This is a genomic window from Intestinimonas timonensis (assembly GCF_900626145.1).
GTDB classification, from domain to species: Bacteria; Bacillota; Clostridia; order Oscillospirales; family Oscillospiraceae; genus Intestinimonas; species Intestinimonas aquisgranensis.
The window spans coordinates 467,986-491,771 of record NZ_LR130817.1; the positions used below are offsets into that span (position 1 = coordinate 467,986).

General features: G+C 50.0%; 43 protein-coding genes. 16 read left to right on the forward strand and 27 right to left on the reverse strand.

Features of this window, described 5'->3' with window-relative positions; genetic code table 11:
- Nucleotides 1–31: 31 nt before the first annotated feature.
- The 21 genes from E0E29_RS08540 to E0E29_RS08620 all read right to left on the reverse strand — a co-directional run bounded on the left by E0E29_RS08540 (nt 32) and on the right by E0E29_RS08620 (nt 7,589).
- Nucleotides 32–382, reverse strand: coding sequence for a hypothetical protein (locus tag E0E29_RS08540; RefSeq protein WP_130849523.1), 351 nt, complete (start codon nt 380–382; stop codon nt 32–34).
- Nucleotides 373–561, reverse strand: a complete 189-nt coding sequence (locus E0E29_RS08545; protein ID WP_130849524.1) for a hypothetical protein — start codon at nt 559–561, stop codon at nt 373–375. The genes E0E29_RS08540 and E0E29_RS08545 overlap by 10 nt, the downstream gene beginning before the upstream one ends.
- A gap of 26 nt (nt 562–587) precedes the next feature.
- Nucleotides 588–959 (reverse strand): hypothetical protein, encoded by a 372-nt coding sequence (locus E0E29_RS08550; protein ID WP_130849525.1) that lies wholly within the window; start codon nt 957–959, stop codon nt 588–590.
- Nucleotides 956–1,180: a DUF5659 domain-containing protein gene (locus E0E29_RS19230; RefSeq protein ID WP_423202440.1), complete on the reverse strand. Its 225-nt coding sequence runs from the start codon at nt 1,178–1,180 to the stop codon at nt 956–958. The genes E0E29_RS08550 and E0E29_RS19230 overlap by 4 nt, the downstream gene beginning before the upstream one ends.
- Nucleotides 1,181–1,297: 117 nt before the next feature.
- Nucleotides 1,298–1,837, reverse strand: a complete 540-nt coding sequence (locus tag E0E29_RS08555; protein WP_130849526.1) for a hypothetical protein — start codon at nt 1,835–1,837, stop codon at nt 1,298–1,300.
- 87 nt (nt 1,838–1,924) lie between these two features.
- Nucleotides 1,925–2,167 (reverse strand): hypothetical protein, encoded by a 243-nt coding sequence (locus E0E29_RS08560; protein WP_130849527.1) that lies wholly within the window; start codon nt 2,165–2,167, stop codon nt 1,925–1,927.
- Nucleotides 2,167–2,619 carry a hypothetical protein gene (locus tag E0E29_RS08565; protein ID WP_130849528.1) on the reverse strand — a complete coding sequence of 151 codons (453 nt, stop codon included), beginning with the start codon at nt 2,617–2,619 and terminating at the stop codon, nt 2,167–2,169. Before E0E29_RS08565 ends, E0E29_RS08560 begins: the two co-directional genes overlap by 1 nt.
- A gap of 88 nt (nt 2,620–2,707) precedes the next feature.
- Nucleotides 2,708–2,950, reverse strand: a complete 243-nt coding sequence (locus E0E29_RS08570; protein ID WP_130849529.1) for a hypothetical protein — start codon at nt 2,948–2,950, stop codon at nt 2,708–2,710.
- A 3-nt stretch (nt 2,951–2,953) separates the two neighbouring features.
- A complete protein-coding gene (locus tag E0E29_RS08575; protein ID WP_130849530.1) occupies nt 2,954–3,238 on the reverse strand; it encodes a hypothetical protein in 285 nt (94 codons plus the stop codon).
- Between the two features lie 12 nt (nt 3,239–3,250).
- Nucleotides 3,251–3,469 (reverse strand): hypothetical protein, encoded by a 219-nt coding sequence (locus tag E0E29_RS08580; protein ID WP_130849531.1) that lies wholly within the window; start codon nt 3,467–3,469, stop codon nt 3,251–3,253.
- A gap of 93 nt (nt 3,470–3,562) precedes the next feature.
- Entirely contained in the window at nt 3,563–3,994 is a 432-nt protein-coding gene (locus E0E29_RS08585; protein ID WP_130849532.1) for a hypothetical protein, read from the reverse strand.
- Between the two features lie 18 nt (nt 3,995–4,012).
- On the reverse strand, nt 4,013–4,186 hold the full coding sequence (locus tag E0E29_RS18090) for a hypothetical protein (RefSeq protein ID WP_165449845.1): 174 nt from the start codon (nt 4,184–4,186) through the stop codon (nt 4,013–4,015).
- Nucleotides 4,187–4,213: 27 nt separating this feature from the next.
- Complete coding sequence (locus E0E29_RS18095; RefSeq protein ID WP_165449846.1) at nt 4,214–4,387, reverse strand: hypothetical protein; 174 nt, start codon at nt 4,385–4,387, stop codon at nt 4,214–4,216.
- Nucleotides 4,388–4,451: 64 nt separating this feature from the next.
- Nucleotides 4,452–4,778, reverse strand: a complete 327-nt coding sequence (locus E0E29_RS08590) for a hypothetical protein (protein WP_130849533.1) — start codon at nt 4,776–4,778, stop codon at nt 4,452–4,454.
- A 122-nt stretch (nt 4,779–4,900) separates the two neighbouring features.
- Complete coding sequence (locus E0E29_RS08595; RefSeq protein WP_130849534.1) at nt 4,901–5,332, reverse strand: hypothetical protein; 432 nt, start codon at nt 5,330–5,332, stop codon at nt 4,901–4,903.
- A 15-nt stretch (nt 5,333–5,347) separates the two neighbouring features.
- Entirely contained in the window at nt 5,348–5,551 is a 204-nt protein-coding gene (locus E0E29_RS08600) for a hypothetical protein (RefSeq protein ID WP_130849535.1), read from the reverse strand.
- Nucleotides 5,552–5,687: 136 nt separating this feature from the next.
- Nucleotides 5,688–6,089, reverse strand: a complete 402-nt coding sequence (locus E0E29_RS08605) for a hypothetical protein (RefSeq protein ID WP_130849536.1) — start codon at nt 6,087–6,089, stop codon at nt 5,688–5,690.
- Nucleotides 6,090–6,092: 3 nt separating this feature from the next.
- Nucleotides 6,093–6,233, reverse strand: coding sequence for a hypothetical protein (locus E0E29_RS18100; protein WP_165449847.1), 141 nt, complete (start codon nt 6,231–6,233; stop codon nt 6,093–6,095).
- 114 nt (nt 6,234–6,347) lie between these two features.
- Nucleotides 6,348–6,839 (reverse strand): J domain-containing protein, encoded by a 492-nt coding sequence (locus tag E0E29_RS08610; protein WP_130849537.1) that lies wholly within the window; start codon nt 6,837–6,839, stop codon nt 6,348–6,350.
- Between the two features lie 89 nt (nt 6,840–6,928).
- Complete coding sequence (locus tag E0E29_RS08615) at nt 6,929–7,264, reverse strand: hypothetical protein (protein ID WP_130849538.1); 336 nt, start codon at nt 7,262–7,264, stop codon at nt 6,929–6,931.
- A 73-nt stretch (nt 7,265–7,337) separates the two neighbouring features.
- Nucleotides 7,338–7,589, reverse strand: a complete 252-nt coding sequence (locus E0E29_RS08620; protein ID WP_130849539.1) for an LPD11 domain-containing protein — start codon at nt 7,587–7,589, stop codon at nt 7,338–7,340.
- A 69-nt stretch (nt 7,590–7,658) separates the two neighbouring features.
- Between E0E29_RS08620 and E0E29_RS08625 the strand changes: the two genes are divergently transcribed.
- A complete protein-coding gene (locus tag E0E29_RS08625; RefSeq protein ID WP_130849540.1) occupies nt 7,659–7,883 on the forward strand; it encodes a hypothetical protein in 225 nt (74 codons plus the stop codon).
- 45 nt (nt 7,884–7,928) lie between these two features.
- Here the strand turns inward: E0E29_RS08625 and E0E29_RS08630 are convergent, their stop codons facing one another.
- The 6 genes from E0E29_RS08630 to E0E29_RS08655 form a co-directional block, all read right to left on the reverse strand.
- Complete coding sequence (locus tag E0E29_RS08630; protein ID WP_130849541.1) at nt 7,929–8,213, reverse strand: hypothetical protein; 285 nt, start codon at nt 8,211–8,213, stop codon at nt 7,929–7,931.
- An 82-nt stretch (nt 8,214–8,295) separates the two neighbouring features.
- On the reverse strand, nt 8,296–8,589 hold the full coding sequence (locus tag E0E29_RS08635; RefSeq protein ID WP_130849542.1) for a hypothetical protein: 294 nt from the start codon (nt 8,587–8,589) through the stop codon (nt 8,296–8,298).
- 101 nt (nt 8,590–8,690) lie between these two features.
- On the reverse strand, nt 8,691–9,104 hold the full coding sequence (locus E0E29_RS08640) for a hypothetical protein (protein ID WP_130849543.1): 414 nt from the start codon (nt 9,102–9,104) through the stop codon (nt 8,691–8,693).
- A 107-nt stretch (nt 9,105–9,211) separates the two neighbouring features.
- Nucleotides 9,212–9,613, reverse strand: a complete 402-nt coding sequence (locus tag E0E29_RS08645; protein ID WP_130849544.1) for a hypothetical protein — start codon at nt 9,611–9,613, stop codon at nt 9,212–9,214.
- Nucleotides 9,614–9,763: 150 nt separating this feature from the next.
- Nucleotides 9,764–10,123 carry a hypothetical protein gene (locus tag E0E29_RS08650; protein ID WP_130849545.1) on the reverse strand — a complete coding sequence of 120 codons (360 nt, stop codon included), beginning with the start codon at nt 10,121–10,123 and terminating at the stop codon, nt 9,764–9,766.
- 114 nt (nt 10,124–10,237) lie between these two features.
- Nucleotides 10,238–11,035, reverse strand: coding sequence for a hypothetical protein (locus tag E0E29_RS08655; protein WP_130849546.1), 798 nt, complete (start codon nt 11,033–11,035; stop codon nt 10,238–10,240).
- A 1,374-nt stretch (nt 11,036–12,409) separates the two neighbouring features.
- Here E0E29_RS08655 and E0E29_RS08660 point away from each other — a divergent pair.
- The 15 genes from E0E29_RS08660 to E0E29_RS08730 all read left to right on the forward strand — a co-directional run bounded on the left by E0E29_RS08660 (nt 12,410) and on the right by E0E29_RS08730 (nt 23,775).
- Complete coding sequence (locus E0E29_RS08660; RefSeq protein WP_165449848.1) at nt 12,410–12,982, forward strand: tyrosine-type recombinase/integrase; 573 nt, start codon at nt 12,410–12,412, stop codon at nt 12,980–12,982.
- A 367-nt stretch (nt 12,983–13,349) separates the two neighbouring features.
- On the forward strand, nt 13,350–13,724 hold the full coding sequence (locus E0E29_RS08665; protein WP_130849548.1) for a hypothetical protein: 375 nt from the start codon (nt 13,350–13,352) through the stop codon (nt 13,722–13,724).
- A gap of 12 nt (nt 13,725–13,736) precedes the next feature.
- A complete protein-coding gene (locus tag E0E29_RS08670) occupies nt 13,737–14,216 on the forward strand; it encodes a macro domain-containing protein (RefSeq protein ID WP_130849549.1) in 480 nt (159 codons plus the stop codon).
- A gap of 58 nt (nt 14,217–14,274) precedes the next feature.
- A complete protein-coding gene (locus E0E29_RS08675) occupies nt 14,275–14,688 on the forward strand; it encodes an NADAR family protein (RefSeq protein WP_130849550.1) in 414 nt (137 codons plus the stop codon).
- Between the two features lie 225 nt (nt 14,689–14,913).
- The gene (locus tag E0E29_RS08680; RefSeq protein ID WP_130849551.1) at nt 14,914–15,264 is read left to right on the forward strand and encodes an HNH endonuclease; all 351 of its coding nucleotides are present in this window, start codon (nt 14,914–14,916) and stop codon (nt 15,262–15,264) included.
- A complete protein-coding gene (locus E0E29_RS08685; protein WP_130849552.1) occupies nt 15,265–15,813 on the forward strand; it encodes a hypothetical protein in 549 nt (182 codons plus the stop codon). It abuts the gene before it with no gap.
- A 12-nt stretch (nt 15,814–15,825) separates the two neighbouring features.
- Nucleotides 15,826–16,041, forward strand: a complete 216-nt coding sequence (locus E0E29_RS08690) for a hypothetical protein (protein ID WP_130849553.1) — start codon at nt 15,826–15,828, stop codon at nt 16,039–16,041.
- 46 nt (nt 16,042–16,087) lie between these two features.
- A complete protein-coding gene (locus E0E29_RS08695) occupies nt 16,088–16,501 on the forward strand; it encodes a hypothetical protein (protein ID WP_130849554.1) in 414 nt (137 codons plus the stop codon).
- The gene (locus tag E0E29_RS08700; RefSeq protein WP_165449849.1) at nt 16,464–17,312 is read left to right on the forward strand and encodes a DNA-3-methyladenine glycosylase family protein; all 849 of its coding nucleotides are present in this window, start codon (nt 16,464–16,466) and stop codon (nt 17,310–17,312) included. The genes E0E29_RS08695 and E0E29_RS08700 overlap by 38 nt, the downstream gene beginning before the upstream one ends.
- Entirely contained in the window at nt 17,309–18,529 is a 1,221-nt protein-coding gene (locus E0E29_RS08705) for a hypothetical protein (protein WP_130849556.1), read from the forward strand. Before E0E29_RS08700 ends, E0E29_RS08705 begins: the two co-directional genes overlap by 4 nt.
- 87 nt (nt 18,530–18,616) lie before the next feature.
- A complete protein-coding gene (locus E0E29_RS08710) occupies nt 18,617–18,802 on the forward strand; it encodes a hypothetical protein (RefSeq protein ID WP_130849557.1) in 186 nt (61 codons plus the stop codon).
- Between the two features lie 5 nt (nt 18,803–18,807).
- Complete coding sequence (locus tag E0E29_RS08715) at nt 18,808–19,164, forward strand: hypothetical protein (RefSeq protein WP_130849558.1); 357 nt, start codon at nt 18,808–18,810, stop codon at nt 19,162–19,164.
- 3 nt (nt 19,165–19,167) lie between these two features.
- Nucleotides 19,168–21,990 (forward strand): hypothetical protein, encoded by a 2,823-nt coding sequence (locus E0E29_RS08720; protein WP_130849559.1) that lies wholly within the window; start codon nt 19,168–19,170, stop codon nt 21,988–21,990.
- Nucleotides 21,991–22,342: 352 nt separating this feature from the next.
- On the forward strand, nt 22,343–22,534 hold the full coding sequence (locus E0E29_RS08725) for a YonK family protein (protein ID WP_130849560.1): 192 nt from the start codon (nt 22,343–22,345) through the stop codon (nt 22,532–22,534).
- On the forward strand, nt 22,531–23,775 hold the full coding sequence (locus E0E29_RS08730; RefSeq protein WP_130849561.1) for a hypothetical protein: 1,245 nt from the start codon (nt 22,531–22,533) through the stop codon (nt 23,773–23,775). The genes E0E29_RS08725 and E0E29_RS08730 overlap by 4 nt, the downstream gene beginning before the upstream one ends.
- Nucleotides 23,776–23,786: the final 11 nt, after the last annotated feature.

Here is a 23,786-nt window from a genome sequence, read left to right on the forward strand (position 1 = left end):
AGAAAAGAACTGCGTTTTGCTAACCGTCTGTTTAATTATCCCAGATATCGTTGATATCAAAGGAAATGCGGACGTGCCCATCAACGGCAGAAATCACCGTGCCGTCGGCCTTGTTCATGATGGCCGTGAGAGCCGCTGTTTCTTCCTTGTTCAGAGCAGCGGCAGGGGAGAAGTCCAGCCAGAGAATGGCGTGCTTCTCTTTCATGTTCGGGTCATACCCGTCGATCATCCGCACGTCATCGCACATATTCATAAACTCCACCAGGTCGCTTTTGACGGCCTGGTAGAGCTTGATCTTGGAAAAGTTAGCACGTGTTCCGTTGAAGTTTTCGTTACGATCGTGCATCTCTGCGATCTCTTCAGGGGTGTAGTTTACGCGCATCCTTTCTTCCTCCTCAACTCCATGTACTCGGGGTAACTCACCCCCATCAACTCGGCGGCGGCATGAAGCGCCTGCTTCTTATCTCCCAACGGGCCAGCAGGCACCTTGGGAGTCTCGATCTTGTGGGGGTACCAGCGGGAACTGCCCTTCTGCTTGGACACATCATAAGTAATGCTCATATGTTCCTCCTTATAAAAATGGTTTCTTACCAAACAGCACGCCAGCCGGGAGACTTGACCAACTCATCCAGCTCAGCCTCTTTCTGGTCTGCCGATTCCTGTTCCCCTTCGTCCGGGAAGTCGGAAACATCCAGATCATACACATCGACATCCATATTGGCATTGGCATAAACTGAACTCACCAAACCGCCCTTGACACAGATAGCTACCTCCGGTGTAACCTCTTCGCAACAGTTAAGATACTCGCACAGGTCGTCTACCTCATCGGCCATTTGGTTGTTGCTATCGTGGATTTCCGAGTCGCTGGTACATTTGTTTTCATATGCAGCATTTTCCTGCAAAGCACGCAGCCCGTCGATGATCAAGGAAACCTGAGCATCAGTCAAATCAATTTTCATTTCAAATCTCTCCTCTCAGAACTGGTGTTGATATATTCCATCACAGCTTGGTACAGCTCAGGCGACGCAGTGAAAAGAAAAACATCGTACATAGGATTGTCCCGGTCAGGGGTAACTTTGTAAGGCTCAAAGCCTCTCTCACGCAGAAAACTACACATCCTGGCTCGCTTGCACACATAGGTTCTCAGGCCGCTCTCATTCAGGCCGCTCTCATTATTCACGAAATCAAGTCCTTTCAAAATGTCGTTTGGAATCGCTTCACTATAAATACAGAAACAAAAGGCTATTTGCTAACTTTTAATATAAAAAAGCCCGCCGCGTTCTGCGACGGGCGGTCATCAGGCCACGACAGATTTCAAACGGGCACGGGAATTAGAGGCAAGCTGATACCACGCCTCACCGTTTGAAAATCTGGCAGTACACACATATTCCTGGAATCCATATGCCTTGGCAAACTCGGCCAGCTTCCGGTTGATCTTCCGAACTTCCGACGCATACTTCCGATAGGCTACACTCCGACAGCAGTCAAAATAGTAATGGCAGTCATCGTTGGAATAATCCTGATCTTCGGTCAGATCGTGATTGATTTCCACATAGAATTGGACACCAGAATAGTATCCGCTTTGGAGCTTAACTTCATGGAACAGCAGGCCACGATTGAAGTCCAGCAGTTTGTCCTCGATCTCCTGGCGCTCGTCGTAGGCCGCGCACTCATCATAATACTGGTAGTCTTCCAGCTCGTTACACTCGCAGAACTCACATTCCGTATTGTCTGCGCTCAGGATCGCGCCGCATTCCAAGCAGCGCTTGGCGTCCTCATAGTAGTCCTTGGCGAACAAAGGGAAGTCCCTCATGGTACAGAAATTAGCAGCGCTCATTTTGTCATCCTCCTTAAAGTTGGTTGCTTGTGCTTGTACTATAATTACAGATAGCCTCCCAGTTTTGCTAACCGGGAGGCTACTTTTTTATTTGCCGTCATCAAATTCCCCGACGTCGATCTCGTTGGAGATGGAGAACACTTCATAGGCGGCTTCATTCAGGCGTCCGATAGATGCAGTTGCGTGCGGCTCGCGGTTTTTGATTGCGTCCGCCTCAGCCTCCAGCAAGTCCTGGACAAAAGCCAGAGCCTCGCCCACATCAGCATCCACCACAATGGTGGTGCTATGCTTGGCCTTGATCTCATCGAACTTCTCTTTGCTCATGTACATTAAAACTCGTCCTCCTTCACAAGGATTTCCCCAATGGATACCTCTGCGACATAGTTGAAGTCCAGCTTTTCCAGCAGCCGCTTCATGACCTCGTGGCGACTATTTGCGCTCACGATATATCCACGAACTGAACCGCTGAATTGACGAACGACAACAGAATATCGCGGGCGAAAGTATTCATCTTCAAATTCTGCACGGCTCAACCCCTCTACCACATCTTTCCCGCAGGCCGGACACGCGGTAAAGGAATGCCCCTCGATCTCTTCGTCGTGCAGTTTATCCGCCGAAAAATATGAACCGCAGGCTTCACAGGAAATAATATGTCCGTTGTTACACTCGGACGGGACACAATCGCAACAAACATGGTATTCATTGTCTATGCCCTCATTGACAACAACACCTTCAAAATTTTCTTCATCGAAAGAACATCCGCAGATTTTGCAGGTTTTCATATTCAGCACCTCCACTATATTTACAGACCGTTTTGAAAAATTGCTAACCATAAAAATAAAAAAGGAGAGGGACGACCCTCTCCCTGATTTAGAAACACTCAAACCCCGTGATGACCAGCAACACATTGAATAGCACACGATGATAGTCGCTGTTATAAGGATTTTCTGCCACAGCTTTAAGATGGTATAGAGCATCGGTCAGCTCGTTTTTCAACTGCCCGTCATCCGGCAGATCTGACAGCTCAACCAGCTTTTCCGCTATATCACAGCAGTCGTATTCCCACGGCCTATTGAATTGCTTGAGTTGATTCAGCTTATCCGTCCGTTCCATATATTATGCCTCACTTTCTACCAGGGCTTTCAATTCAGCCGGTGTATAGCTCTTGCTGTATGGTTTATTTCCGCCGCTGAGAACCAGACAGAATTTGCGGAACGTAACTCCGTTGATCTCTTCCAGCTCCTCCTCAAAGATACGATACCGGAAGTCCCCACGCTTAGGTGTCGCCTTGTAGTGACTCAGCATAGCGGCCTGCGCCTGCTCAACCGTAGGGAAGTCGCCAACATTGACCGTCTTACCGGTTTTCGTAGACCGGGAAACATTGAAAATTCTCTCGCTCATCTTGGCATCTCCTCAGTAAATCAGAATCTGCTTAGAGAACAGCAACCACAGCCCCAGCGGAGCCAGCAGTACAACCGCCGTGCCGTCTCGATCTTCTACGGTTACGCCGGTGGAGCACATCCACAGCACCAGAGCGCAGCAGACCAGAACTCCCAGCCCCATCAGCCGCTGCTCGATTATCTTCTTGCGGTAATACCGCCGTTCATTTCTTGTCATTTGTGCTTGTCTCATTTTTTTATCGCCTCCTATTATATTTACAGAATGATTTACTTTGTTGCTAACCAAAAAAGAAAAAAGACGGAGAGAAAAATCCCTCCGCCTTTTTTAGGCTACCACATCATTCTGAAGCTCGGCCATATGCTTTTTGGCCTCTTCCAGCAGGCGCTTTTCGTCCCATTCAGCGGTGAACTTTGCCAGCTCGTTCCAGTTGCGTTTCTGGTAGATGTTGTCGGTGATTTTTACCACGGCACCCAGGCCACGGCTGCACCACATACCCGGCGTGCTGCTCGGAGTCCACAGGGAAAGGGAAAGGCGCGGCATCATGCCGATAGTCTTCTGATAGAAACAGCCCAATCTCGGCTCCTCGCGCACCTCAGTCCATCCGATGTCAGCCTTCAGCACTTTGCCGTCCGGCAATTCGATGGAGCGCGTAGCCACCTTGTCATTCCATACGATGAAGCGCTCCAAATCAAGCCGGAACCCGTTGCTCAGTTTTGCGTTCCAGCGATTAACCTGCTCTCTCGTACATTGTGCCATTTTGTATTCCTCCTTTATTCATTCGGACACTTCAAACGTAACCATATTCTGGTTGCCGTCGCCAGCCTCAAACTCGCCGATCTTCTCATCCATCAGCGTAATACGGTTTACTGCCGTCAACAGGGCGTTACGGATAACCGCATCATCTTGGATACCATCCTTGCCGGTGGGCATACAGATTAAAAATTTCATAATCTTCTCCTTAATACTTGATCTCAATTACAGCAACAGGACTTTGCGTCCGTCAGATGTTATCCCGTACAAGGCACCGCCAACAGCATCAGCGGCCCGCCGTGCCTGCTCCAGGTTTGGTGTCTTTCCCATGTATTCCCCTTTCTCCGTGGGAGACTTTACGGGGCGGTAAACCTCGAAGGAAACGTATTTGTTTTCCATCATTGCACCTCCTGGTATAATTACAGAAGGGGAGAACGATTTGCTAACCGCCCTCCCCAAATTTTTATACTCCTATTCCTCTCTTGAATTTCTCATAGTCGATGACGCAGATGATGGCGCTCATTGCGTCCAGATACTCCGCAGACTTATCAACCGCCTGAACGCCATTCTTCTTATCCTCCAGATACTGGTCACGTGATTTATCAAACCACTGACCGTAGATCATGACCACCATATCCCGGATATTCTGAAGCTCGATGTTGTTGCGCTTATCAATTTCCAGCACTTCGTAGATGGCCTTGGCCTCCTCACCGGAGACGATACCCCGCACTTTCGGGGCGTATTTCTCCTTCAGCTCCTGGATGGCGTGAAAATCAGTTTTCGTTGTCATGTGTCATTCCTCCATTATTTTGACTTTCTATTTTAATTACAGAAAGAAAGGCAAATTTGCTAACCATGAAATAAAAAAAAGAGGAAGGACTTTTTGCCCTTCCTCTTCGGTTTAGCTATACCTTATTCACACCATGGCTTTTTCCGTCCGGTACTGCTGAACCAGGGATAAACGCCGGACTCTCCGCGCTCATTGAAAAGGAACCGGGCCAGCCGCTTTTTGTCGTCCTCGTTCATCCAGCAGGTATAATTCGGATTGTCCCAGCGTCCGTTATGGCGTTCCTTGCGTTGCATGGATTTGACAGCGGCCACCAGCAATTCCTGATTGATGTCCAGCATGGCGCAGATGTCGGCCAAAATGCTCCCGGTCGCTCCTGACTTTTCAAACAGCTCGCCCAGGCGGTATGCCTTGGAGCCATTCAGGGAAGGAATCCATAGGGTAGAGTTGGGAGCCAGCCCCAGCTCTTTTCTTGCGTCCAGACTGTATTTCATATAGTCCGCTTCGGCGTCCAGATAATCGCAGACGATGGAAACCAACTTTTCGACATCATACATGATGATCTCCTCCTATCAATAGCCAGCGGCGCGACCAAACTTAACGGCCTCTTCACCCTCTGCCAACTCCCGGATATACTCGATCTTCCCGTTGGGGAGTTGCCACTGACGGATATAAAGGCGACCTCTGGCCCGTGCCTCTGTTTTATTCTTCACGGTAAAAACCGCTTCGCCCGTGCCGCCGTCATCATCAGTGATACAAACTGCATAGCGTTTCATTCTTTCGACCTCCGTTAATTTACTTTGTCGCTTTGGAACATTGCCCCTTACACTATATTTACAGATGGTTTTTCAATCCTGCTAACCTAACCGGCAAAAAAAATAACGGGCCAGCCACCAGGCCAGCCCGTTTTTATCAGCCGTAAATCACGTCGCCGAAAATCGCATACTGCATAATGCAGTCAGCAGAAATTCCGTCGTACTCGTCGAAGTCGTCCGCGTTATGATCTTCCGCGTACTTTTTCCAGCCGTTCAGAAGTTTTTCCAGCGTCAGCTCGTGGTCTTTGTCGTCCTCACGGTCGTACACGGTCAGCTTGCCGCCGCTTTCCAGAATCTCGGCCAGCACGTCCTCATAGCAGGGCTTCATATCGGCCTTTTCTCTCTCCGCCAGCCGCTGCCGCGCCGCCTCGTAGTCCTTCTCATCGCTGCACAACTCGCCCCAGTAGTCAAAGCCACCGGCCTCGCAGGACAGTACACAGTCCACGATGTTCTCCGTCGTGATCTTCAATTCCTTTTCGATCTTAAATGTGTGTTCCATCTTTCATTCCTCCCGACAAATAACGTGCCGAATTTGCAAAAGCTCCTCAACCGTTCCATCTCTTAAAATCTCGCGGTTTTTGGCCTCGATCTCTTTGGCCTCCGCTTCGGTGATTTTCTTATCGCCCAGGTAGTAGCACTTCAATGGACTTGACCACCTCCCACTATAATTACAGACTGTTCCGATCATTTGCTAACCATTCAGTAAAATTTTCCGAAAAAGAAAAGGCGGGCCAGGTTTTCCCAGCCCGCCGATCTGTTATGCAACCGCGATTTTTCCGCTGTCCTCTTTTTCAATCTTCTCGCTTCCGTAGTAGCCTCTGATCTCGTCCAGCGTCAGAGACTTCTTGCTCCGCTTCTTGTATCCGTCGCGGTGGAAATACCACGCGGATTTGTTGCTGCTCCACCGGAAAGACAGGGCTTTCAGCTCTTCCTTGTGCGGCCTGGTGTCGCCAGTGACCCACACCCAGGAACCGCACACCTCGATCTCGATGCCCTCCATGTGAATCAGCTTTTCGATGATGTCCATGAACTCCGTGGCCGTCTCGGTCGTGGCCGTCCGTGCCGTGTAAAACTCGCCCTCTGCGTTTTTGTGGGTATCTTTCAGCCGGGAGAACAGCGCTTCATACTCAGCGTTAATCTCCTGCATATCCGAAGTTTTGCCGCCCCGGTCAGGATGATTTTGAAAAGCCAGCTTCTTGTATTGCTTTTTCAGGTCTTCCAGCGTCTCAGGATTATTGAACCACTTCATGTTTGTCAGCCTCCGTTATTTTCATTTGATTTCCAGGTATCTACTATAATTACAGAATGAAATTCGTATTTGCTAACCTAATCGGGAAATTATTTTCCCCATCCAGGCTCCCCAGGCCAGACTTCAGCACGCACAGCGCTAAACGGCACAAATATGTTGCGGATGACTAACTCAGGATAATTCACAGACTCCGGGATTACCACTCGACCATCAGGCAAGATCGTTTCCCGGCGACTTCCGCCCAGGTGCTTTATAGCAGCCTCCACAGTGTCATACAAAGCGGAAATAATCAAGCTATTGTGATAAATTACAATGCTCGTTTCCTGTCCGCCAGCGTCCCGCAGCACTCTTACGCCCTCGCCGGTATCGTACTCGATAATATGAAAATTTCCGTCAGCCTCCAAAGAAATATAATATTTTGTCACGGTTAGAACCTCCATTCGTTTTCTGATATATTTACAGACAGAAACGGCGGTTTGCTAACCGCCCGGAAAAATTTTATACCACAAGCATCTGCTCCGCGTATTCGTTGATCTTCTCCTCGCTCATCCATTCCGGCGCGGTGAACGCCTCGCACAAGCGGCGGTAAATCATCCGCATCAGCTTGATCTGCTCGCGCTCGTTGCCTGCCCAGAGATGGCCCGCAAAGCGCCCGCCATTTCCCAGATAATACAGGCAATCCGCTTCCAGCCGTCCCAGCATCCGATACAGGAACTCCGGCGAACTCTGATTGATCTCCTGAATGTCCATTTGCTTTCCTCCGTTCCAAAATAAACATTGCGTCGATTTCCATTATTTGATATAATTACAGAAGGAATTATGGACTTGCTAACCGTTCCAAAAAAAATATTTTTAGGTGATTATATGTGGGTATTTGTCATTCTTGCGGTGATCGTCGCCGGATACCAGGCCATCCAGCACTATAACGCCGTATCCCGTTATGAACACGTCCCGTTTTTCCCGTTCATGTTGAAACATCATCCACTTGTTACCATCGGCGCGGTGATCGCGTTCGGCCTCCTGGTCGCTATGGCCTTTAACTGAAGACAAAAAAGACGGCGGGAAAACTCCCGCCGTTCTCTTTGTCCGTTATCTCTGTTTATCCAGCAGCGCCCGGTATTTCTCCGGCATTCTGTTGTAGCCTCTGACTTTGTGGCCGCTGCTCCACTCGTTGATTGCCACCTCTCGGATGACATAGGTTTTCAGCTTTCCGGCGTCGTCGTATAACAGCACGTCGCCGTGTCCCAGCACGCCCTCACGCATCTGGAGCATCTGCCCGCCTGCGTCCAGGTATTCCGCAATCAGCCTGCCCACGCTGGAAGTCGTGTAAAGTGTTTGTACCTTTGGAGTAGTCCAGGGAAGTTTACTTGCCATGTTCAGCGCCTCCGTAAAGTTTTTTTGTGTCCCTCTGTTATAATTACAGACTGATTTCCGCATTTGCTAACCGTCTTCCACTCTATTTTTCAATCCACCAACGGGGAGCCAGGTAAAATCCCTCCTCAGTTTCCAGACATCCCAATTCACCGGAAAAATCATCATCAAAACCGGGATACAGGAAAAAACGTGATCTATCATCCAGCGTGCAGCGGACTTCACTGCTCAGATACTCAACGGCAGTTACCAAGCGGGTCACGGTTCCATCCGTAATATATACGGGCCGAAGGGACTGCAGCGCCTTTATCATCTGGTCATAGAGAGACAGCGGCGCGGGTTCCTGCTTGCGTTCCGGGAAAGTGACTTTCTGATTCATGGGTCTTCCTCCTTAAATTTCTGTTCCTGTTATAATTACAGACGGATTCCCGCATTTGCTAACCGTAAAATAAAAAGCCGGAGAAAAAAATCCCCGGCTTTTCAGAATGGACGGACTACATCACGCGGGCGATGTCCGTAAACGTCCTTGTAAAAATCGGAATAGAAGGAAAACAGCTCCTCCCACTCATCGCAGCCCATCGGCTCCGTCTCCAGCTTGTTGCGGATTTCCGCCAGCCGTTCCCGCTCCGCCTCTGCCTCCTTCAGCCGTTTAGAATAGCTGTTCAGCTGTCCCGCCACGGCTTCCAGCGTGTCACCGCCCAGCCAGGGAAGGGAAGGGGAATAAACCAGGTAGTATTCCACCTGGTCAAAGCTCGCAGGCGTTCCGCAACCGGAATAGCAAGGCGATACCGTCACCTTGTCACCGTTGCAGGCCATGGTCAACGTGATCTCCCGAAAACCGGCGGCTTCAATCCGTCTCCGTAGCTCTCTTGCGGTTTTTTCAATCGTCATCATTTTGCGTCGCTCCCTTATGTTGTTTTGGATCTCCTGTTATAATTACAGACGGATTCCCGCATTTGCTAACCGTTCCAGAAGAAAAGCGGGCGCTTGGCCCGCGTTTCTCAATCCTTCGCCGCCGTCATGAAGTCGTACAGCTTCGCCTTCAGGCGGATGATCTCGGCCTCCGCAGCATCGGCGCGGCTCTGGGCACGCTCCAGCGCGGTGTGCTCGTCTGATCTCCAGCTGTTCAAAGTCTGCGCCGCCTCTGTCAGCTCCGCAATCCGTGCGTTGCACCTGTCCAGCTCCGCCCGCAGTCCGTCCGCCTCGGACTTGACCGCCTCCAGCTTCTGTTCCGCATTCTGCCAGCGGCCCGCCATACTGAGCGCCCAGTCGTTTTCAATGTTCGATTCCGCGTCTTCCACGCAACCGGCAAAGGCCGTGCCGATATAGCTATCAGCCCCAGCATCCGCCAGGATGTTTCTAATCCGTTCCAGCGCCTCGCGCTCCTGCTGTTTAGTCATCATTTTGTTTCGCTCCTTTACGTCGTTTTGTGTCCCTCTGTTATAATTACAGACGCCGCGCCCGATCTGCTAACCGTTCCGAAAAATTTTCTTGCACGGCCCGGAAAACAGAAAAGCGGGCGGGAGCCGTAGCCCTCGCCCGCCGTCCTACTGTTAGATAAAATACATCTCGCCGTTGATTTCCAGGGCGATGGCCTCTTGTCCCATCTCCCGCTTCAGCTCCTCGCACAGCTCCACCACGCGCCCGACGTGCTCCTGGAGCGCCGCATCCGCAGCGTAGGCGAAAACCACCGTTGTAGCCTCAGCCACCAGCCCAGCCGCCGGAGACATCCAGTAGCCCAGCGCCGGGGTGGAAGTCGCGCCGCCGAAAAGCTCAGAGAGGAGCGCCGCCGTTTTCTTGACCTGTTCGGTATTGTCTGCCGCCTGGTCAACGCCGTTTGTGGCGGGCACGTAAACCGTGATCTTGCTGGACAGTTTCAAGCAATTTTTCAGAACCGCGTTATTGATAGTCATTTTCAAATCCCCTTTACGTTTTTTTCCATTGGGGGCCGGCGTTCCGTTTTGCCGGCCCCGCTATCATTTACAGACTGATTTTCTTTGCTGCTAACCGTTCGGAAAAATTTCTTTTCAGGCAACCCGCAGACTTTCCAGCGCCGCCCGCATTTTCACAATGCGCTTGTGTACGGCAACATTAGAGATACCCACGGCTTTCCCAATCTCGCGCTCCGTCTTGTGCGCGGCTACCATTTCCAGAATCTGCCGCCCGATCTCGTCCAGCCCATCCCGGAACGCGTCCAGGTCTGCCCGGATGATGGCGCTTGTTTCGGTGTTCACCGTAGCATCTCCGCAGCAGGTTTCAAGGAAGCTCGCCGCGTTGCCCTCGCCGTCATTGATTTCCCAGTCATACGCCGCGCCGTGTTTGCTGTCGGCGTAGTACACCGCCGCAATAGAAGCCCGCGCCGCATTGTAGACGACGGACACCAGGCGCATCGGGCGCTTACCCTGAGCGGCCCGCCGTTCATTTGTTGCGGCCAGCTTGTCAAGGTCGGCCAGCTTGTCAAGAACTCGGATACAGGTCTCCGATATGAACTCATCAAAATCATGGGCACGGAAGCAACCGAACGCGGGCACTTCAGAGAACTGCAGGTAATGGTCTTCGGTGGAATAGCCGATCTCATTCTTTGCCGCCTTGCGGATGCAAGCGGTCATCATTCGCATCTTGTCAGCGTCGGCCATGTTCGCCCACTCGCCCGCGATGGCGGCGGCGTTGGTCTCAGCGTTTGCGCCTTCAGCTTCAGCCCAGGCAATCTTCAGACATTCGCCCATCAGGACTTCAGACACCTTGCACCCCATGTCAGCCGCCGCCGCTTTGCGGATGGCCCATGCCCGCGTCATGGTCTCGCTCATGTTGTAAGTCTTTTTCATTGTTTCTGTCTCCTTTACGTTGATTTACTTTGTTGCTATCGGGAAGCGGTGGAGCCTGCCGCCCGGAGAGGATACCCCCGGCCAACGGCCCCAGCGCCCGCCCTCTTTAACTGTCTATATCTTATCATAAAAGATCCCATCTGTCAATCATTTACTTTGTTGCTATATCCAAAAAGTTAGAAAAACAGCCTATTTTACACCAAAACAGGCATATTTACAGCGTAAAAAGCACAGAATACAAGGCACTATTTTCGTCATTATGCTGCATTTCTTATTGAATCTTTGTGCATTTTGCCGATTAGCAAGCCGCTTGGCCTGAGATCGCCGCCCCTGCACAGCGCCAGCCCCAGCGCCCGCACAGACTGCCCCAGTACGGCCAGCAGGGGAGACGGACAACAGACACGGCACGAGAGCGGCCAGCCCTGCCCCATGCCGCAGGAGAGCACGACACGTCCAGCACCACGGCCAGACGGACACGCCGCCCGCCGCCCCTATGCCGTCAGCTTGCCCGCCCAGATCGAACAGACAGAAGAGGGAGAGAGAAGAGCACGAAGGGAGAAAGGGCGAAAAGATGAGGACTTGCGCCCGCTTGCCTGCCGTTTTGCCGTCAAAGTCATATATAGACCGAACCCCGCCCCAAAACGGCCAGCCCAGCACCGCCCCAGGCCAGCAGGCACCCCAGCCCGCACCGGCTGAAGCTCCCAGTCTCCCGACGTACTCCCGCCCGTTTCTATCTCTGTCAATTCTGCTTTTGGAGAGTTTGCAGAACCCCGGCCCGTTTTCGCCCGTCAGCAGACGCACAACGGCACCCCGCCCGCCTGCCTGGACGCCACCGGCACCGGGGGAGCCTTCACATTTTCGCGCCCGCCCCGTTTCTCACGAAACGGCTCAGTACCTCTACTCTATCACGTACACCCCATATCCCCATTTTTCACTCGGGAACAATCTCGATGATTCCCCAATAGTAAATGAATTAAACCCATACCTCCAAAATCACATTTTTAGCCTTACAACCTCGGTTTTTCTGTAAACCCTCTATAATTTACCTCGTTTACAGTCGTATTCTTCTTCGATAGCAACAAAGAAAACTAATATTTTAATTGACTTTAGACCCCAGATATGGTAGAATAAATTAAAGTAAGAGACAACAACTGACGGTCTTTTGCGACAAAGAAAATGAGGTGGACTATGGACACGCAACTTACTCTCTTTGATCAGCCTACGGCTCCTCAGATCAATACCGTATCGCCGACCAGCTGTAAAATCATTCAGTTCCCCGGTACCTCTGCTGTCGAGCCTCCCAAGAAGGTCAACTACCGCAAAGGAGAAGAGCAAACGGTTTTTCCGATCAAGTCTCGTGAGCAGCTTGACGCTATGGCCTCCTGGCTACGGGCTAATGCTGATCCCAAATACCTGCTGGCATTCATCCTGGGAATCAACCTCGGCCTCAGAGCCAACGAGCTTCTGGAACTGAAGTGTTCTGATATTTTCTTCCCTGACGGCAAGATCCGCTACATTGTCGGAGACTACACCGATACCACCGACAAAATCTCAGTCTTTCAGGAGAAGGTAGACAAGCGACGTGGACTCTATCTGAATGAATCCTGTGTCCACGCTATTCAGTGGTACTATGGTAACGATGCCGGCCACTACTCTGATGGATATATCTTCGCTTCCCGTGAAGGTGGTCACATTGAAGTGGACACCCTGCGCAAGAAGTTGAAGGATGCGGCTAAGGCTTGCGGGATCAAGCAGAACATCGGTACCCATACCCTGCGGAAGACTTTCGGATACTTCCACTACCAGAGTAACCACGACATTGTGTTCCTCCAGCGTCTTTTCGGTCACTCCAGCGCTCTCATCACCATGCGCTATATCGGAATCGCAGACGAGGAAGAGAAGAAAGCCTACCACGATGTTTCAATCGACCTGTTAGGGGACATTTGATTTTCTCTGGTGTCCACGCTGCCAGTCGGCAGAAGACTCAAGATACTGGGGGATGGGTAGATGACTAAATCGAAAGTGTCTACCCCGCACCTACCTTTTGGGTTAGGCCGCTACCAACTCTCCGTATATCCGCGAGCGAAGCGAGCGGCCTAACTGCAAAAACTTCCCCTTTGCAAATTGGCTATTTTTGCAACTTTTTAGACTACTTTGAGCGTAGCGATATTACCCCTTCCCCTTCTAAGGGACGATTTTCAAATACCCCGTTTGTTGACGAGCGTTTGAGCATCGAAATTTAGAATTTATCACCTCAAAAGTGATAATTCGATTTTGGGGTTCTGAACTTTTGAACATTTTTGGAGGTTTTACTATGTTCCTGAAGAAGCACTCCCAGCCGGAATGGACGCCGGCTGACCGGCAAAGAGAACGACTGCTGCTGGACTACTTTGCCGCCGAAACAAATCTGGAAGAGAAGGCTAAGGCAGCGATCGTGCGCAAGGGTGTCATTGACCTTTACCCGGACGGCCCCGACAAAGATCGCGCCATCAAGGACTTTGAGGCGGCGCAACACTCTCTGCTCTGTGCGATCGGTACGGTGGATGGGCTGCGAAATGACATGAGGTCTTACATTGCGGCGCACGAGAAGGACTTCGAGGCTACGGCTCGATGGGCAGTCCCGAGTGTCAACATTTCCAGCCATACCATCATCGAAAAGGTCTACCGCGATTTCTTTGCGGCACGGTAATAAGGTACGGTCATGATCGAGATACAAAACACCGGTAGTCTCTTCTATCTTTCTCAAAACGAACATGAGGCTGTGGTCGTCACCACCAACGGCGTGATTCGTAAGAACGGAGATGCCGTACTCGGTAAAGGGCAGGCGCTGGAAGCGAAAAAGCTCGTTCCCGGTTTGGAACATCGGTTAGGTGAGTACCTGCGGCGGTATGGAAACCGCGCATTCTATATGGGTGTCCATAGGGTGGGGGATCGCCTTACATCTCTGGTAACATTTCCTACCAAGCACCACTACCGCGACAATTCTGACCTGGATCTTATTATGAGATCTGCGGTACAGCTAAAAGAGATCGCCGCCAAGTTCCAGCTTTCCAAAATCTACCTTCCGCCTGTTGGCTGTGGTCTGGGCAAGCTGGACTATGAGAAGCAGGTGCGGCTTGTTCTCAATCAGGTATTGGATGACGACCGATTTGTGGTTGTCTTGGGATATAAGGGCCTCTGAGGAGGCACACCCGGACATATGCTCTGTATATATTGATACGAAATGATGGAGGTATAACATGGGAGTAAGTATCAGCGAGTTTAGAGGTGAGTATTATTTTCTGAGTAACTTCTACTCGGCACCAGTTACCTACAACGGAATGTGTTTTGAGAATAACGAGGCGGCGTTTCAAGCGGCTAAATGCCCAGAACGTATGACTGAGTTTTGCCGTCTGAATCCGTCAGAGGCAAAGAGGCTTGGGCGTAGGGTTAAGCTCCGTGGTGACTGGGAAGCGGTCAAAGATACCGTTATGTATGAGATTTGCAAGGCAAAGTTCTCACAGAATCCTGATTTGGCAGACAAGCTTGTTGCGACCAAGGATGCCGAACTCATTGAAGGCAATACTTGGGGCGACCGCATCTGGGGCGTCTGTGATGGCGTTGGAGAAAATCGTCTTGGTAAAATCCTTATGCGGGTCAGAGCAGAAATGTGATGTGAACTATGAAGAAGGCTAACACTTATAAAGGAAAACTCGGCTGGCAGTCTGAGTTTAGCCACAGATATGCTTGCTGGGCGAACAACCACAATGGGTGGGCAAAAGCCAAAAAGTCCAACAAGCGGTTGGCTAAGCGCAGATTGAAGGAGGAGCTACGGAAAGAGCTTGTTTATAGCGCATCGGATAAACAAGTTGGAGAATGAGCGGAAGGAGAATTTATGAATGGAAAAGAGACGCAGGCTGACGCCGGCAGAGCGCCGTGCCGTTTATGACAAGATGGGTGGGCGGTGTGCATACTGTGGCGAGCAGCTAAACTATGAGGATATGCAAGTCGATCACGTTGTTGCGCTGAGGAGTGAGGGCGAAGACGATCTGGCAAATATGCTGCCGGCCTGTCGGAGCTGTAATCACTACAAGCGCGGCAACTCATTGGAGGGCTGGCGGCGAATACTGGAAGCTATGCCGGCTACCTTGGAGCGTGACTGCTATACTTACCGTCAGGCTGTACGGTTTGGTATGGTTAAGCCAACGCCAAAGAAAATTACATTCTACTTTGAAAGGCGGTGCATCTGAATGACCGACATTGAAGTTTTGGAACGGGAAAAACAGTGCGTACAGAGGAAGATGGCAATCAACTGCTCTGACTGCGCCCACTGTGATTTGCTCATGGACGATGCCGTTATTTTAGCAGCGTATGATAAGGCGATCTCCGCCCTTCGTGCCAAAAGGGTGCAAAAAGTAAATGATCTGTACGACGAAGACGGCAAAGAGATTTACGAAGAAAACAGGGAAAGTAGCACCATGTTTACTTTGGATGAAGCAATTCAACATTGCTATGAGATAGTGGAAAAACTGAGAAAAAGCAACCCTTGTGATACCTGCACTACCGAGCATGAACAGCTCGCCCACTGGTTGGAGGAGCTTAAAAAGCTCAGAGTGGAATGCGACGGGCTGCGCTCGAACTGGTATAAGTGTGCGGAGAAAGTGAAAACGCTGCGGGCAGAGCGCGACGCCGCCGTGTCTGATCTTCGTAAGCTCGTTCCCGCCTGGAAGTGGGACGGCGAGAAGGAACAAAGTTCCCACAAGGAAGCGCCCGAATGCGGTTGTGTGGAGTTTGGATAAGGCGGTGGATATATGAAGCATTATGATTTTTTCGGTCGGGAGCTTATGGTCGGCGACCGTGTGGCCTACATTGACTCCAAGTACCAAGAGCTTCGGAACGGTGAGATCTTAAAACTCAATGAAAAGCAGGCAACTATTCGTAATCTGGACGACGACGGCCTATTCGGAGACAAGATGGGATATGGCCGGACGTGCAGAGGCTATGGCTGCATAGTGAAGAAAGTTTGACCTTCAAATAGCAACAAAGTAAATCAATTAGAAAGGAGCGCGTGCAGTGGACGAGCTTAAAGAGTTGACGCGCAGACTGAACGAGTCTGAAGCGACGATCCTGCGTATGAATCAGGAGCGTGCCGCTCTGTTTGAAGAGGTGCAAGCGTATAGAAATGCCGCAAGACTCTATGGAATTGACCCGGCGACAATGCTGACGCTGGCTAAGAGTCAAGTCAAAACCTGCGCCGATAATATCCGCCTCATTGAGAAAATGCAGGAGGTATTTGAGCTGTTCCGGTATGTGCCGGAGAATCTGACGGAGCAGGAGGTTGTATCAGCAATTACCCAATACGATGGCGACGGCTCCAAGCCGTATTGCGATCTGGTGTACTGCGGACTGAGCATAATCCGCAAATATTTGAGGAAAAGGAGCGAGTATGATGAGTGGCGAAAAGGTAATTTGCCGGAGGGTTTCTGATGGCGTGCTCATTAACATTCCCCATACGTTTGATTTGAAGCAGATTGCGGATTCCGGCCAGTGCTTCCGGCTGACCGCACTGCAGGATGGGGGATATGTGGCGATCACCGGCATGAAGCTGGTGAAAATCACACCGGATACCAATGGCGGGTACGTTTTCCACTGCCCCTATGATGAGTTCCGGGATGTATGGATGCCCTATTTTGACCTGTCTGCCGACTATGAAGCATATCAGCAGAAGATGGCCGGAGACCCGTTTTTGCGGGAGGCGATAGCGGCAGGTGGCGGTATTCGTGTCCTGAGACAGGATTTGTGGGAGATGGTAGTGACCTTCATTATCTCTCAGCGGAACAACATCCCGCGTATTCGCAAAGCGGTAGATATTCTCTGCCAAACATTCGGTACGCCGCTGGGGGAGATCGACGACCAGCAGTTCTATTCCTTCCCGACGCCGGCGCAGCTGAGAGGTCAGGATCTGTCACCGGCATCGCTGGGCTATCGTGAAAGCTATGTGAAAGAGATGGCCGAGTATGACGAAGATTTCTGGGTGCAGCTCCAGAAGCAGGATGACGATACGGCCCGGAAGACGCTGATTGCTCTGCGGGGCATTGGCGAGAAGGTTGCGAACTGTGTGATGCTGTTTGGGCTTCACCGTATGGATAGCTACCCCAGGGATGTGTGGATCAACCGCATGATTGATGATGTCTACCATGGCAATTTCGATCCTTCTCAGTACGCCGGATTTGCCGGCTATGTTCAGCAGCTCCAATTCTTCTATTACCGTAAGACGGCGAAGGAGGAAAGCGTGTGATCGTTAAGGTATGTGACACGATTATGGGAGCAGGTAAAACCGAGTCTGCGATCACTTTGATGAATCAAGATAAGGAAAGCCGCTACGTATTTATCACGCCATACCTGGACGAAGTAGAACGAATCAAACGGAGTTGTAGTGGGCGAAAATTCAAAGATCCGCAAAGTAAAGGTAAGGGTAAGTTGGAAAACCTGCATTACCTTCTGTCTATGAGGGATAACATCGCCAGCACTCATGCGCTGTTTGAGTCGTATAACGATGAAACGATTTCGCTGATCCAAGACGGCGGCTATAAGCTCATTTTGGATGAGGTTTTCCAAGCCGTTCAGACAATCCCGATTTCTCCAAAGGATTTGCAAATGCTCAAGCGGGAGATGATCGAGGTTGACTCTGAGTACCGTGTGCGGTGGGTAAATGATGACTACGAGGGCAGATTTGAAGATCTGCGGGATATGTGCATGACCGGCAACGTCATTTTGTATAATGACTGCCTCTTGCTATGGAAGTTCCCGATTGAGGTGTTTCAATCCTTCGATGAGGTGATCATTCTCACCTATATGTTCGATGCCCAAGTGCAGAAATATTACTTCGACATTCATAATATCGAAGTTCAGCGGATCGGAACGGTTTGTGAGAACGGGGTATATCATTTCAGCGATACACCTCACATACCGGATTACGTAGCCGAACTCCCAAAGAAAATTCATATCATCGAGGATGAGAAACTGAATAAGATCGGCGAAATGAGGTCGAGCCTATCTGTTTCTTGGTATAAGAAAGCGCGTGACGTCAAAGGACAGCCGCTTATCAAACAGCTGAGAAACAATTTGACGAACTTGTTCAAGAATATGCTCAATTCTTCATCAGACCGTAACCTGTGGACGGTTTTTAAGGATTACCAAGCTCTCCTGAAAGGCAAAGGATATACCAAGGGTTTCCTTTCCTGCAATGTCCGGGCGACTAACGCATATCGGAACAGGGACTGCTTGGCCTATTGCGTCAACGTGTACTACAACCCTTTGCTGAAAAACTACTTTCAGGAGCAAGGAGTTGAGGTGCGCGAGGATGATTATGCGTTGAGTGAGATGATCCAGTGGGTATGGCGGTCAGCCATTCGTGATGGCAAAGAAATCTGGATCTACATTCCAAGCAGGCGGATGAGGGAACTGTTTCGGAATTGGTTAAACGGCATCTCTCATGGAAACACGACAGACTAATGCGGCGTCAACGATTCATTTGATCATATAGGGAACTTGAAATTTAAGAGAGCTGACGCGGCGGTGTGTAGCGGAAGGAGGCTTACAATGAACACCGCACGAAAAAATTGTATTTGGTATGACCAATGTGGCTCGGAGTGCCAGGGGAAGTGTGATGACTATTCTCCGGCTGATGACGCAGGGGAAAACGAAGTGTTGTTCTATCAGGGCGTTTTGAAAGAGAACGCTCAGGAGTACGAAAAGGTAATTCAGGAATATTCAGACAGGGGGTAATGTGTTTGAACCGTGAAAATCGCAGAGCTTTGAAAAAGAAGCTCAGGGACAAAGGCTCACGCACACTGGCTGCGGATGTCCTGGAAAGCCTCGGAAACGAGATTGACAAAAAGATTCGTGATGGGGATTTGGTCACTTTGAATGTGGATCAAATCATAGCTCGGAAGGATTATCCGCGTATGCAGGGAGAGTACCGTCAATTCGTGGAGTCCAGTCGTGACAAGGTATTTGTTGCGCATCCGCATCGTGAACGACCCGATGGGTTCTCTGCTCTGATCGAGCTGGAGGGCGTAGAGACCTGGTTGTTTTGGTATGGGGATCTGATTCAAGTCGAAAATATTCAAACTGAGGAAGGTGAATAGACCATGGGTAATTCGGTCTATATCGTGTCTGTGGATGCCAAGGATTTGTTTTTGGCGAACTATTCAAGCCCGAACAGTAAGGAATATTCTGTGAAGCTGGCTGGATCAGACCACAACGACCAGTTCAATACAAGACGTTTTGTCAATACTTTGGATTATAGCCTCGACCTGATAAAGCTGAGGGAAGTTTATGAGAAGGTATACCGCCGCATGGACTTCACATTCAGTAAGCGGGGTAAAGAATACTGCCGGCGCGTGATCAATGTCACGTTCAAGTATAGCGTCAAGGAGTTCAATCGCTTCTTTGACAACACCTACATCAAGTATGGCTATCTGCCGCAGGATGTGCAGCTTACCGACAACATTTGTATCAAGGATGGGGAACTGATTGCTGTACGGGTAGGATCTCCCGTCGAAAATCCGGCCTCTCCCCAAGAGCTGGGAGATCTGTTCGTTTTTGATAACGGAATGTATCGGCTCGGGAAAACCATGAAGGTACTTCTTACCGTAGCCCAGCTTCGGAATCGTCTTTATCAGGACGGATTCACGTGCGATGGTATTGTGTTCCGTAGGTTCAAGCGTTCAAGTGGAAGCAGCCGAATTGGAAAGTGCCTGTTCATTGATGAGCAGTTGTATCCAAGAATGCACAAGTGGGAGCTTTGTGGGCTGAAAGTAAAAGAGGGTCAGGAGATTGATCTGGCCGCTCTGGAAGCCTATATCGCCCTTACTCTGAGCAGCATCGTCGGTACTATTCCGCTGCGGCCCGAGAACTTCTTGGTAATCGACGACTATAAGAGCGTGTTCAAAGATCGCGTTGTGGCGACAAGGATTGGCAGCGATAACTGGCTTACTTCAAAGCCGGAAGAGGTTGAGATCGAGAATAGCATTTGGGACGGACAGTCTCTCATTGACAAAAGTGCTATGGGCGAATGGCAGGATTACGGTATGATCCTTCTGCGGAACCGTTTTTTCAAATCGGCCTGCTTTAATACCAATATCCAGAAGTTCTTCGCCGATCGTGGCATTACTGACGTGTCCCAGCTTTCCGGTTTCACGCTGGCGCAGGATATCAGCGATATCAAGGTTATTACTACGCCCAGTAGTATTAAGTACGTGAAGTTTGGCACTCTGGAACAGTGGCTGAGATTGCTGGACGAAGACGGTAACTTTGGCGTCGTCAAGCATGAGAAGCCGACACATTTCTTTGATGGCCGCATGGTGCAGATCCATTACCAGCTCTTGAATACTCTTCAGCTTTCGCAAGATGATGTTGACCAGTTGGTAAAACCGTCGTTGGATTATCTGCGCATGATCCAGACAGATCCTGCGGTGCTGCGGTACCATATCAAATATATGGGCGGGGATGAGGAGATCGACAGCGACGGAATTACGACGACGAACGATGTGGTATATCAGATGTTGGGTGTCACAGATAAGTTTTCTCAAACGAAGCTGTACCACAACTTCAAAACCGACGTATCGAAGTCGTTCAAAAAAGAGTTGGCCCGTGGACACATCCTTGTGGAAGGAAACTATTCAACTCTGCTGGGAAACCCCATCGAAATGCTTTACTCTGCGATTGGGCAATTTGATGGTGAGAGTAAAATCGGAGTAGGCAATATTTTTTGCCAACAGTTTGCTTTTAATCAGACTATTCTCGGATCGCGCAGTCCCCATGTGACGATGGGAAATGTTCTCCTGGCGAGGAATACGGATAACGAGGAGATCCGGCAGTACGTCAATACCACGCGAGAGATCGTGTGTATCAACAGTATCGGCGAGAATATTCTTTTCCGGCTATCCGGTGCAGACTTTGACTCTGATACTATGTTGCTGACGAACAACGCCATCCTTATTCGGGCCGCAGAACGGAACTATCACAAGTTCCTCGTTCCGACCAGCATGGTAGACGCTAAGAAAATCGTGCGTCGTTATACCAAATCAGATCAGTCTGATCTGGATATCAAAACATCGGTCAATAAGATCGGTGAGATCGTAAACCTCTCCCAAGAGCTGAATACGAAGCTGTGGGACGCGCTGAACAGCGGAGCAGATTTTTCCGAGTATGAGGAGCTTTACTGCGAGATCGCCCAGCTGGACGTTTTGAGCAACATCGAGATTGATAAGGCGAAGCGAGAATATGCCGTAGACAGTGTTGCGGAAATCAAACGGTTGAGAAAAAAATATGAGATACGCGACGATGATGGCCGGCAAGTAAAGCCCAACTTTTTCGGGAAGATCGCCCGCATGAAGGGCTATTATGACAGTGTGGGCAAAAACTATCGCTTCCACAATACGACGATGGACTTTTTGCAGCACAGCCTGAACTCTTACCGTACAAGCTATGCTTATACGTCGTTCATCCCGTTTTCTGAACTGTTGGTAAACGACGCTTATCTGCAAAAATCTGTGAGCTATTCACAGGTCGAGCGGATCATGGAGTTTGTCAGAGATATGAGATCTAAGATCCGGGCAGTTTGGGATGGAACAGACGAAAACCTGGATAACTACGGTAAGGCAATCCTGGTACATGAGATTCGGCAGGAGTATATCAACTATATTAAGTCACTGCGGATCAGTCCTCATACTGCATATCGGTTGATGCTCGCCATTGAGGAGCCTCAGAATAAAGATATCTCACGCACCTTGTTTTATACGTTGTTTTCGGCACCTAATCAGTGCTTTTTGGACTTGATTGAGCAGAGTCGGACACCCATTTCAACGTTGACTGAGGTTTCTGACGGCCTGTGGGACGTGGAAATTTATGGGTTCCATTTCCGTAGAGAAACGGCGATGTGCCCAAAAACAATGTCCGATAACTGTTGAATTTTCACAATTTTATACAGATTTTCGGGTTTGTTGGTCGAATAATTCTAAAACCACGTTGGGAACTCCCATTTGTTGTCGGGAGTTCCCAAGTCCTAAATTTGGTGTAATTTTGAGGGAGTACCCTCAAATTTATTAGAAAAGGATGGTTCTCGTGGTTCCTATTAACAAGACAGAGAAAGATCTGCTGGTCAAAGCGTTCCCTCCGCATAAGTATCCCCACTACTACTGTTATCCTCGGACGATGAAGCAGGACTCGAAGAGGGGTCATTATTTCTGCGTCGAATCCCCTGAGCTGCTTGCAAAGCTGAACGAAATTCGTCGTATGAACGTGATCGAGGAGCACAAGTAAATGGCAGTGCGGGAGCAGCGTGAGGTATATTCTCACGCGACGATCGACTGCTCCGATATGACGCTGACGGAGTATGACGTGAATGGTGCTCGGACTTACGATATCAAGGAGATCTTGGAGCGTTGGGCCGGCGTACCAAACATTGAAATTGAAATCAGGCAGAGCACGCTTCTGCCAGCAGAAGAGGGGTGAAGACATTCGTGAATCCAAAGTATGAACGCAGAGAAGGTGAGGATGCATATGAATATGGTCTTCGCCTAATCGAAATCAAAGTCGAACAGAAGCCCGACGATCTGGACTGGGAAGACATCGTTGAAGCAACTGGCATCGAATGCCATCGGGATAGTTTGAGAAAGGCGGCATCTGTAACGCCATACTCCGGCTATGCTGTTGCGCAGTATTTCAAGAAAAAGTATGCCGCTCAGGGTAATCCCGGCCAGGATGATTATATGGGCGAGCTAAACTGCAAAATTGCGGAGATGCGTAAAGAGGCCAAACGCTTCTATGACCAGCGCCGCGAGTTCAATAAGATGGTCGATCGGATGGGTCGTGAGGAAAATCTGGAAGATCGGCTCGTTAAGGCTGCTCAGGATCTGAATGAGTCTTTGCCGCTATCGGTTAATAAGCCGGACGACTTTTGTATGTTCCTTGGCGATGCTGAGGCTGTTCTTGTGTTTGCCGACTGGCATTACGGTATGGTAACGGACAATATCTGGGAGCGGTATGATACTCAGGTATGCCGTTATCGTGTGGAACGGCTGGTTGAGCGAGCAGTTGAGCGTATCAGGCTGAATAAATGCCATAGACTTCATGTCGTGTTGTTGGGCGACGCGGCTCATGGTTCAATACACACCAGTGCGCGTGTTGCCTCTGAGGAGCTGACGTGCGACCAGATCATGCAGGTGTCAGAAATTATGGCACAGGCGATCAGTGTTTTGGCCGATGAGGTTGAGCAGACAGTAGTTCACGCGACCTACGGAAATCATTTGAGAACCGTTCAAAATAAAAACGACAGCATTCATGCAGATAACATGGAGCGGCTGATCCCTTGGTGGCTTGAACAGCGGCTTCGTGATCGCAGTGATATCGTTTTCCCGGAGTCGGAGTATTACGAGTTCTTGTACTTCTCCGTATGCGGGTATAACATTTGTGCCGCCCATGGTGACTTGGACAACGTGAAAAACGCCGGAAAGACGCTGCACACGTTGTTCGCCAAGAAGTATTCCAGCGATATTGACTATGTGGTGTTGGCCGATAAACACCATAAAGAGGAGTTTGAAGAGCTGGGAATCGAGAGTATGATCGCACCCTGCTTGTGCGGTACGGATGATTATGCTAACGGAAAACGGCTCTATTCGACTCCGGCACAGCTGATGATGGTTTTCCGCCCCGGAGTAGGTGCGGATGCCTGCTATCAGATCAAATTGAATTAAGGAGTGGGACA

Excerpts from the sequence above, each read along its gene's own strand:
- E0E29_RS08605 (WP_130849536.1), bottom strand. The coding sequence starts at position 6,089 with ATGGAACACACATTTAAGATCGAAAAGGAATTGAAGATCACGACGGAG.
- E0E29_RS08540 (WP_130849523.1), bottom strand. The coding sequence starts at position 382 with ATGCGCGTAAACTACACCCCTGAAGAGATCGCAGAGATGCACGATCGT.
- E0E29_RS08580 (WP_130849531.1), bottom strand. The coding sequence starts at position 3,469 with ATGAGACAAGCACAAATGACAAGAAATGAACGGCGGTATTACCGCAAG.
- E0E29_RS08685 (WP_130849552.1), top strand. The coding sequence starts at position 15,265 with ATGACCGACATTGAAGTTTTGGAACGGGAAAAACAGTGCGTACAGAGG.
- E0E29_RS08560 (WP_130849527.1), bottom strand. The coding sequence starts at position 2,167 with ATGTACATGAGCAAAGAGAAGTTCGATGAGATCAAGGCCAAGCATAGC.
- E0E29_RS08575 (WP_130849530.1), bottom strand. The coding sequence starts at position 3,238 with ATGAGCGAGAGAATTTTCAATGTTTCCCGGTCTACGAAAACCGGTAAG.
- E0E29_RS08545 (WP_130849524.1), bottom strand. The coding sequence starts at position 561 with ATGAGCATTACTTATGATGTGTCCAAGCAGAAGGGCAGTTCCCGCTGG.
- E0E29_RS08600 (WP_130849535.1), bottom strand. The coding sequence starts at position 5,551 with ATGAAACGCTATGCAGTTTGTATCACTGATGATGACGGCGGCACGGGC.
- E0E29_RS08700 (WP_165449849.1), top strand. The coding sequence starts at position 16,464 with ATGAGTGGCGAAAAGGTAATTTGCCGGAGGGTTTCTGATGGCGTGCTC.
- E0E29_RS08670 (WP_130849549.1), top strand. The coding sequence starts at position 13,737 with ATGATCGAGATACAAAACACCGGTAGTCTCTTCTATCTTTCTCAAAAC.
- E0E29_RS08720 (WP_130849559.1), top strand. The coding sequence starts at position 19,168 with ATGGGTAATTCGGTCTATATCGTGTCTGTGGATGCCAAGGATTTGTTT.
- E0E29_RS08665 (WP_130849548.1), top strand. The coding sequence starts at position 13,350 with ATGTTCCTGAAGAAGCACTCCCAGCCGGAATGGACGCCGGCTGACCGG.
- E0E29_RS08675 (WP_130849550.1), top strand. The coding sequence starts at position 14,275 with ATGGGAGTAAGTATCAGCGAGTTTAGAGGTGAGTATTATTTTCTGAGT.
- E0E29_RS08570 (WP_130849529.1), bottom strand. The coding sequence starts at position 2,950 with ATGGAACGGACGGATAAGCTGAATCAACTCAAGCAATTCAATAGGCCG.
- E0E29_RS08550 (WP_130849525.1), bottom strand. The coding sequence starts at position 959 with ATGAAAATTGATTTGACTGATGCTCAGGTTTCCTTGATCATCGACGGG.
- E0E29_RS08620 (WP_130849539.1), bottom strand. The coding sequence starts at position 7,589 with ATGGACATTCAGGAGATCAATCAGAGTTCGCCGGAGTTCCTGTATCGG.
- E0E29_RS08625 (WP_130849540.1), top strand. The coding sequence starts at position 7,659 with ATGGACTTGCTAACCGTTCCAAAAAAAATATTTTTAGGTGATTATATG.
- E0E29_RS08630 (WP_130849541.1), bottom strand. The coding sequence starts at position 8,213 with ATGGCAAGTAAACTTCCCTGGACTACTCCAAAGGTACAAACACTTTAC.
- E0E29_RS08595 (WP_130849534.1), bottom strand. The coding sequence starts at position 5,332 with ATGTATGATGTCGAAAAGTTGGTTTCCATCGTCTGCGATTATCTGGAC.
- E0E29_RS08725 (WP_130849560.1), top strand. The coding sequence starts at position 22,343 with ATGGCAGTGCGGGAGCAGCGTGAGGTATATTCTCACGCGACGATCGAC.
- E0E29_RS08635 (WP_130849542.1), bottom strand. The coding sequence starts at position 8,589 with ATGAATCAGAAAGTCACTTTCCCGGAACGCAAGCAGGAACCCGCGCCG.
- E0E29_RS08610 (WP_130849537.1), bottom strand. The coding sequence starts at position 6,839 with ATGAAGTGGTTCAATAATCCTGAGACGCTGGAAGACCTGAAAAAGCAA.
- E0E29_RS08680 (WP_130849551.1), top strand. The coding sequence starts at position 14,914 with ATGGAAAAGAGACGCAGGCTGACGCCGGCAGAGCGCCGTGCCGTTTAT.
- E0E29_RS08650 (WP_130849545.1), bottom strand. The coding sequence starts at position 10,123 with ATGACTATCAATAACGCGGTTCTGAAAAATTGCTTGAAACTGTCCAGC.
- E0E29_RS08585 (WP_130849532.1), bottom strand. The coding sequence starts at position 3,994 with ATGGCACAATGTACGAGAGAGCAGGTTAATCGCTGGAACGCAAAACTG.
- E0E29_RS08655 (WP_130849546.1), bottom strand. The coding sequence starts at position 11,035 with ATGAAAAAGACTTACAACATGAGCGAGACCATGACGCGGGCATGGGCC.
- E0E29_RS08660 (WP_165449848.1), top strand. The coding sequence starts at position 12,410 with ATGGCCTCCTGGCTACGGGCTAATGCTGATCCCAAATACCTGCTGGCA.
- E0E29_RS08555 (WP_130849526.1), bottom strand. The coding sequence starts at position 1,837 with ATGAGCGCTGCTAATTTCTGTACCATGAGGGACTTCCCTTTGTTCGCC.
- E0E29_RS08565 (WP_130849528.1), bottom strand. The coding sequence starts at position 2,619 with ATGAAAACCTGCAAAATCTGCGGATGTTCTTTCGATGAAGAAAATTTT.
- E0E29_RS08710 (WP_130849557.1), top strand. The coding sequence starts at position 18,617 with ATGAACACCGCACGAAAAAATTGTATTTGGTATGACCAATGTGGCTCG.
- E0E29_RS08690 (WP_130849553.1), top strand. The coding sequence starts at position 15,826 with ATGAAGCATTATGATTTTTTCGGTCGGGAGCTTATGGTCGGCGACCGT.
- E0E29_RS08640 (WP_130849543.1), bottom strand. The coding sequence starts at position 9,104 with ATGATGACGATTGAAAAAACCGCAAGAGAGCTACGGAGACGGATTGAA.
- E0E29_RS08590 (WP_130849533.1), bottom strand. The coding sequence starts at position 4,778 with ATGACAACGAAAACTGATTTTCACGCCATCCAGGAGCTGAAGGAGAAA.
- E0E29_RS18095 (WP_165449846.1), bottom strand. The coding sequence starts at position 4,387 with ATGGAAAACAAATACGTTTCCTTCGAGGTTTACCGCCCCGTAAAGTCT.
- E0E29_RS08645 (WP_130849544.1), bottom strand. The coding sequence starts at position 9,613 with ATGATGACTAAACAGCAGGAGCGCGAGGCGCTGGAACGGATTAGAAAC.
- E0E29_RS18090 (WP_165449845.1), bottom strand. The coding sequence starts at position 4,186 with ATGAAATTTTTAATCTGTATGCCCACCGGCAAGGATGGTATCCAAGAT.